The organism is Sphingobium sp. D43FB, from assembly GCF_002312805.1.
Classification (GTDB): Bacteria; Pseudomonadota; Alphaproteobacteria; order Sphingomonadales; family Sphingomonadaceae; genus Sphingobium.
This window is the reverse complement of sequence record NZ_NMUA01000080.1, coordinates 1-5,130: the sequence shown is the minus strand read 5'-3', so window position 1 is coordinate 5,130 and position 5,130 is coordinate 1. Positions and strand designations below refer to the sequence as shown.

The 5,130-nt window shown below is 58.7% G+C and carries 4 protein-coding genes and 2 pseudogenes; 4 read left to right on the top strand and 2 right to left on the bottom strand.

The window, feature by feature from the left end:
• Positions 1–9 precede the first annotated feature (9 nt).
• The 4 genes and pseudogenes from SxD43FB_RS22940 to SxD43FB_RS26210 all read left to right on the top strand — a co-directional run.
• Positions 10–147, top strand: coding sequence for a 4-hydroxythreonine-4-phosphate dehydrogenase PdxA (locus tag SxD43FB_RS22940; protein WP_255245878.1), 138 nt, complete (start codon positions 10–12; stop codon positions 145–147).
• A gap of 80 nt (positions 148–227) precedes the next feature.
• Positions 228–989: an IS5 family transposase gene (locus tag SxD43FB_RS22935; RefSeq protein WP_096064098.1), complete on the top strand. Its 762-nt coding sequence runs from the start codon at positions 228–230 to the stop codon at positions 987–989.
• Positions 990–1,239: 250 nt separating this feature from the next.
• The gene (locus SxD43FB_RS22930; RefSeq protein ID WP_096064097.1) at positions 1,240–3,513 is read left to right on the top strand and encodes a TonB-dependent receptor; all 2,274 of its coding nucleotides are present in this window, start codon (positions 1,240–1,242) and stop codon (positions 3,511–3,513) included.
• Positions 3,514–3,610: 97 nt separating this feature from the next.
• Positions 3,611–3,712: pseudogene (locus SxD43FB_RS26210) on the top strand (IS5/IS1182 family transposase); the annotation flags it as partial.
• 56 nt (positions 3,713–3,768) lie between these two features.
• Here the strand turns inward: SxD43FB_RS26210 and SxD43FB_RS26205 are convergent.
• Together SxD43FB_RS26205 and SxD43FB_RS26200 are read right to left on the bottom strand one after the other, a co-directional pair.
• A pseudogene (locus SxD43FB_RS26205) lies at positions 3,769–4,511 on the bottom strand (ISKra4 family transposase); the annotation flags it as partial.
• Between the two features lie 26 nt (positions 4,512–4,537).
• Positions 4,538–4,669 (bottom strand): helix-turn-helix domain-containing protein, encoded by a 132-nt coding sequence (locus SxD43FB_RS26200; RefSeq protein WP_255245877.1) that lies wholly within the window; start codon positions 4,667–4,669, stop codon positions 4,538–4,540.
• Between the last annotated feature and the right edge of the window lie 461 nt (positions 4,670–5,130).

Genomic DNA, 5,130 nt, shown 5'->3' with positions numbered 1-5,130 from the left:
TATCTCCACATGTCGGTCGCCCATGGCACCGCCTACGACATTGTCGGTTCAGGCAAGGCGGACGCGGCGATGATGCTCAGCGCGATGCGCACCTGTGGGCGGCTCGCATCTGGGCAGGGATTTGAACTTGAAGGAGCAGCGAAATGAACACTCAAGTATGGGTCGAGGTGGCTTTGTTGCGTAATTGAGGTTGGGGATTCCCTGAGCGAAACAGTAGGATAGGCCGGATGCCCAAACCGATACCCCCAAAATATCACACGACGAACTGGAGCGCGTACAACGCGGCGCTGAAGCAGCGTGGTTCTCTGGATATTTGGTTTGATCCGGAGATGCAGTGGCTATCGGTGCCATGCGGTCGCCCTGGCCTGCCGCTGCGGCAGGCGACGGGATTGGTGGCGAGCCTGCTCAAGCTGGTCGACAGCACCGGCATCAAGATGATGGGTGAGGGCGAGTGGAAAACCCGCAAGCACGGCGCTTCCTATCGTCGCCAGTGGCGCAAGGTCCATATTGGGATCGACGCGGAAACACTGGATATCCGGGCTATTGAAGTCACCACCAACGCGATCGGCGATGCGCCTGTTCTCCCCGATCTGTTGGCACATATCCCGGAAGATGAGCAAATCAGCAGTGTCGGCGGGGACGGCGCGTACGACACCAAGAAGTGCCATGCCACGATCGCCGAACGCGAGGCGCAAGCCATCATTCCGGTCCGCCGCAACGGGCGCCCATGGAAGGAAGATGGCCCCGGCGCGGCTGCCCGCAACGAAACGCTGCGCGCGATCAAACGGTTCGGACGCACCATCTGGAAGAAGTGGAGCGGCTATCATCGCCGCAGCCTTGTCGAAACAAAAATGCACTGCTTCAAGCTGCTCGGCCAACGCGCCATGGCGCGCACCTTCGATCGTCAGATAACCGAGGTCAAAATCCGTGCCGCAATCCTCAATCGCTTCTCGCAAATCGGCACACCCAATACCGTCCGCGTCGGGTAGTAATACCAAATAAAGGATGATTCAGACCTGTATGGATTTGTGCAACAAAGCCCATTCCAGCCAGTACCTACACATCTCCCGCGTCAGCGGGTTTGTTCAATCCCTCACTTGCACCAAAGATGCGGAAGAACCGGCACGAGTTGTGCACAAAATCCTCAATTATGTAAAAAGTTGTTGTGATCAATGAGTTCTTATTCTATCTTGCCTTTAGGCCCGGACGTCGGGTGAGAACATATCGGGGGAGCGGAGCATGGGTGGGAGTAATTATAGGTCTTTTCGTCAAGTCGTTCTTCCATTGCTAGCGAGTTCCTCGCTTTGCTGGTCCGGCCTTGCGGCGGCTCAAGGCGAACCGGATCCCTCGAACCCGATGGGGCCTGCCGAGACGGAGCGAGCAGCGGAAGATCCGCAGGTGCCGCAACAGGCGCCTTCGTCGTCCGGCCTCGGGGACATAGTCGTCACCGCGCAGCGGCGCGCGGAATCGTTGCAGAAGGTGCCCATCTCGATAACCGCCGTCACCTCGGAGGCACTGGCTCGCGCGGGCGTTACTGACACGCAATCGCTCGCTGTGGTCACCCCGGGACTTCAGGCGACCTCTGTGCGCTCTGCCGTGGTACCGTTCCTGCGCGGCATAGGCACCGTCAACATGACCGCCGGCGACGAAGGCGCAACCGCAGTCTATGTGGACGGCGTGCTGTATTCTGTCGCGGCGGCGAACGTATTCTCCCTCAACAACGTTGAGCGGATAGAGGTGCTGCGCGGGCCGCAGGGCACCCTCTTCGGTCGGAACGCTGTGGGTGGCTTGCTTCACATCATAACAAAAGATCCTTCAAATAGAACCCAGGGAAGCTTCGAGATCGGGATCGCAAATTATGAAACGATCTTTGGAAGCGCCTACATTACCGGAGGGTTGGCTCCCGGTGTGGCTGCAGACTTAGCAGTCTATACGACCCATCAGAATGAGGGCTGGGGTCGAAACGTTTTCCTGGACGTGGACCAACATTATAACCGGGACGTTGCAGCGCGTTCCAAGGTGGCAGTCGAGCTTGGAACGGACGCTACGGCAACCATCTCCCTCGACTACAGCTTGGGCAAGAGCGACATCGGCAGCACGCGGCAGCCCTTGCCGGGTAGACTGTCGACCGGTGGCGTCGGGCCAGTAGGCACAATTTATGACAGCGCCGGCGAAATTCCACCGCTTGGCCGGAAAGAGCAATATGGTGTCGGCCTGAGGGTAGAATGGGACGTCGGTGACCTGGCAATTCAGACGATCAGCGCCTATCGCAACCACAAGGTAGATTCGAATCTGGATTCGGACGGCACTCCGCTCAGGGTCTTCAGTATCGAAGAGGAGGAGGCTGTAACAGAGACGTTCCAGCAGGAGTTGCTCGTGAATGGGTCCGTGGGGCCGGTCGATTACACCATGGGCCTGTTCTACTTCTATTCGCTCGCAGATTATGGGGCGCCCATTCGGAGTGAAGTCGCCGCAACAAATAATATTTTCATCGATAGCAGCATGGAAACGAAATCCTATTCTGCATTCGGACAGGCGACCTTCAACGTCACGGACGCGCTCCGACTCACAGGCGGCCTCCGTTACACGCACGACACACGCCAGATAGAAGGGACGATAACGAGTCTGCCCGGATTTCCAACCCCGCCAGGTCCGGGCGCCGTGATTGGATCAACGGATCGCGTTCCTTCGGATGTTAGAGACCGAAGCTGGGGGAAGCTCACCTGGAGAGGAGTGGTCGACTACGAGTTTTCTGACGACGTCATGGTGTTCGCTTCAATCAGCCGCGGCTTCAAGAGCGGGGTGTTCAGCGTGACCGCACCGACCTCGCCGGCGGTCGATCCGGAAACCCTCGACGCTTACGAGGGCGGCATCAAAGCGGACCTTTTCGGCAGAACGCTCCGCCTCAACGTCTCCGCTTTCTATTATGACTACAAGAACATCCAGGTGACCACCATCGGCTCACAAGGCGTGCCGGTGCTACTGAACGCCGCTGCAGGCGAGTTCAAGGGCGTTGATGCCGAGCTTGTCTACGTTGCCCCCGTGCCGGTTGGGAATCTGCAGTTGAGGGCAAGCTTCGCGGTCCTCGACGGTGCTTACGAAAGCTATCCTGGTGCTCTGTTCTACACTCCGTTGCCGGCCGGAGGAAACATACCGTCGATAGGAGACGCCAGTGGGAACACCGCCACGCAGGCACCCAAGTTTACTTCCAGTGTCAGCTTCGATTACACCCTGCCCTTGAACAATGGCGGGACCGCTGGTGTTACGGCAACTTGGGCCTACAACGACGGCTTCTTCTGGGATGCGCAAAATCGCCTTCGTGAACCGTCGTATAACATTGTCAACGGCGAAGTGACCTACACCTTTCCAGACGAGATGTGGAAAGTTCGTGCATTTGCGCGCAACATATTTGACGATGAACGGTTCATTTACGTCAGCACCGGTGCAAACGGAGACACTGGAGCTCCCGCTGCGCCTCGCACATATGGAGTTGCGATCAGCCGAGCGTTCTAGTGGTACTCGCCTGACAGTTAAGAACCCATCCGAGAAAGGTTAAGTGACCGGGATTGCTGTGATTCCAGAGGGCTGCCAGACCTGATCTGGAGCTACCATGTGGACCCCGGCCACTCGGCGGCAGCATAACCGCAAGAATCTTCGATATGGAACCGATTTAACGGATGAGGAGTGGGCAATCATCGCGCCGTTTCTCCCGGGTTCACCGGTGCGAGGTCGGCCACATAAATGGGGACCATGAGGAAGTGTGGGCATTCACGCTGCGGCAGCCTGCTTGGAGGCGGTGTCGCCGTAATTGTCGTTGGCCAGGCCCGGATACCATCTCTCGAACAGGGGCCGTAGCGTGCCGTCGAGGGCACGGGTACGCGTTTGCAGGAGCAGGTGAGCGCCGCGCCTGGTCCACTGCATTTGTTGGCGCTTGGCGAAACGCTTGCTGACCACGGCGTTGACGGTGCTCTCAGCCATGGCTGACGAGATGCGCTCACCCGCGCGGAACCGCTCGCCGTAGTTGATGAGGCTGCCTGCGTTCGATCTGATGTAGACCGCAAACTCCTGCACCGAGCGGGCGAACTTGGCCAGATGCAGGTAGTTCAGGTCGAGCGCCTTAGCATCATCCCGCAGGTTATCGGCGTGCTGTCGGGCGCGATGTCCGTTACCATGCCACAGCAGCCATTTGATCCGTTGCATCTCGCACAGCAGGCGCGCGCCCTCGTTCTCATCATGGTGGGCGATCCCACGGCATATTGCTCCAGTACCGTCAGGCGCATGGCGATGTGAAACCAGTCGAGGACGTGCTCGGCTTCCGGCGTAATCAATTCGGTTAAGGCACGCACCTCTTCGCCGCCATCGGTCAGGAAGGTAACATCCTGGTTGGCCTGCAGCCCTTGTTGCCGCAGCAGGTCGAACAGTCGGCGCTTGGGCTTACGATCGTAGCCGTGGACCAAGCCAATATAACGGGGTTCACGATCATCCGGCATGGATCGCCCCGACAATGGGTCGTGCGGCTGAGCGGAACAGGAAAGTGTTATAAGGAACTGTTTGGCTCGATACAGCGATAGATGGTTGCCGGGTGGACGTTGAAGGTTCTCGCGATGGCGCTGATGGACTTGCCGTCGAGCACGAGCTGGCGGGCGAGCTCAGCCTGATCGGGTCGCATTTTCTTTGGGCGTCCGAAGGCCACGCCGCGCGCCCTCGCCGCCTTTCGCCCCTCGTCGGTTCGCTTCAGGATGAGGGACCGTCGAACTGGGCGATGCCGGCGAACACGGTCATGATGGGGCTCCGTGGGAATTTCTTCAGCCGTGTACGCTAAGCGATTTGGCGGCGGCAGAGGGTAACGACAAACAGGTGATTGTCGTGCTTGGCGTGTGACCAATGGTCTAGCGTCGCGAAAGCCGTAATATCCCGCGCGACAATCCCTGTCGGATCGCTACGGTGTGCGTCAATGTCCGATCGGGGGTTTGTCGCACATGCTAGTCGGTTACATGGTATCGCTCCGGTGAGGCTTGCTCTTACCCACAAGTGGTCGCGTGCGTGATTCGGCCTGCCGCGCGCCCATTGCCTGGCTGGAATCACCCATGATTCATTCTCCGGCACCTTTAGATAGTGAGGTGCCGGGAT